This window comes from Kineococcus glutinatus (assembly GCF_039542765.1).
In the GTDB taxonomy this organism is placed as follows: Bacteria; Actinomycetota; Actinomycetes; order Actinomycetales; family Kineococcaceae; genus Kineococcus_A; species Kineococcus_A glutinatus.
In genome coordinates, this window is record NZ_BAABIL010000633.1 from 1 (window position 1) to 1,717 (window position 1,717).

Annotated in this window: 1 protein-coding gene; it reads left to right on the plus strand. The window is 78.3% G+C overall.

Annotation, left to right across the window (positions count from 1 at the left end; all coding sequences use genetic code 11):
* Positions 1-1,717 (plus strand): arabinosyltransferase domain-containing protein (locus tag ABEB16_RS19350; protein WP_345713839.1); only part of this gene is annotated, 1,717 nt, incomplete at both ends.

The following is a 1,717-nucleotide window of genomic DNA, read 5'->3' on the forward strand; positions in this document are numbered from 1 at the left end:
GTCACCGACCTGGCCGCCGCCGACGTCACCGCCGGCGGTCCCGCCGTCGTGGCCTCCCCCGACGCCCGGTTCGAGAGCTCCCCGACGCCGCTGAAGCTGGCGCTGCTCGCCGCGCACGCCGTGCTCGTCGTCGGCTGCCTGCTGCTGCTCGTGCGTGCCGGCCGCACCAGCGCGCCTGCGCGCGGCGGCCGGCGCGAGCGGGTGCGCCGTCCGCTCGGGCACCGGCTGGTGGGTGCCGCGGCCGACGTGGCCGTCCTGCCCCGGCTGCTCGGCTGGGCGGTGGCCGGACCGCTGCAGACCGACGACTTCTACTACTCCCTGGAGGCGCGCAGCATCGGCGCCACCGGCTACGTGGGCAACGTCGTGCGCTACTTCAACGTCCCGGAGATCCCCTTCACCCTGCAGCAGCACGTGCTGGCGCTGGCCGCGGCGATCTCCCCGGCGCCGGTGGTGCTGCGGCTGCCGGCGGTGCTGGCGCTGGCCGGTGCGTGGTTCCTGCTCATCCGCTGCGTGCTGCCGCGGCTGGTGGCCGCCGCGCCCTGGTGGCTGCGCCCGCTGGCCGCGGTGGCGCTGCTGGCCTGGGTGCTGCCGTTCTCGGTCGGGGCCCGCCCCGAGGCGCTCGTCGTGCTGGCGACCACCGCGACGTTCGCGCTGGTCCTGGAGGCGGTGGCCCGCCGGCGGCCGTGGCTGCTGGGGGTGGCCGCCGTCGTGGCCGGCGCCGCGGTGTCGATCACCGCCTCGGGGTTGCTGGCCGCCGCCCTCCTGGTGGTGCTGGCGCCCCGCTGGTGGCCGCTGGTGCGCGGGTGCCGCGCCGGGCCGCTGGCCTCGGCGTCGCTGCTGGTGGCGTGCGCGAGCGCGGCCGCCCCCGCGGTGTTCGCCGATGCCACCCTCGCCGGGGCGCTCACCGCGCTGCGGGTGCACGACGAGGTGGGCCCGAACCTGGAGTGGTGGCAGGAGCCGCAGCGGTACTGGTACCTCACGCAGGGCCCGGACCCGAACCAGCGGCTGTACTCCCGCCAGCTCGTCGTGCTGGTCACCCTCGTCCTGCTCGTGGGGACCAGCGTCGCGCTGCTGCGCTCGCGCCGGCGCACGCCCACCGCCCGCACGTCCTGGGTGGTGCCGGCGGCGGTGGCGCTGGCCGGGTACGCCGTGCTGGCGATCTCGCCGACGAAGTGGTCGCACCACTTCGGGGCGCTGGCCGGGGTGGGGACGGTGGCGGTCGTGGTGGGCTGTGCGGCGCTGGTGCGCCGCCGGCCCTCGCGGTGGGCGTCGCTGGGGCTGGCGGCGGCGGTCGCGGCGGTGGCGGGGCTGGCGCTGCACGGACCGGACGCGCAGGTGGAGCACTCCGCCTACGGGACGGTGCCGCAGCTGCCGTCCTGGCTGGGGCAGCCCCTGCTGTGGCTCGGGCTGGGGGCGCTGGCCGCCGTCGCCGCGTGGCTGCTGCGCCGCCGCCGCAGCGGTGCGCCCGAGGCCGCCGCGAGCGAGGCCACCCGGCGCGACACCTGGCCGGAGCTCGTCGTCCTCACCACCTCCGTGGTGCTCGTGGCCTCCCTGGCGCTGCAGCTGCTCAGCGTCGCCCGCGCGACCTACGTGCTGCGCGGCACCTGGTCGATGGCCTCCTCCTCGCTGGCCGCGCTGGGCGGGGGCTCCTGCGGGTTCGCCGACTCCGCCGTGGCGCTGACCGGCGCGCAGGCACTGCCCGCCGCCGGCCCCGCCG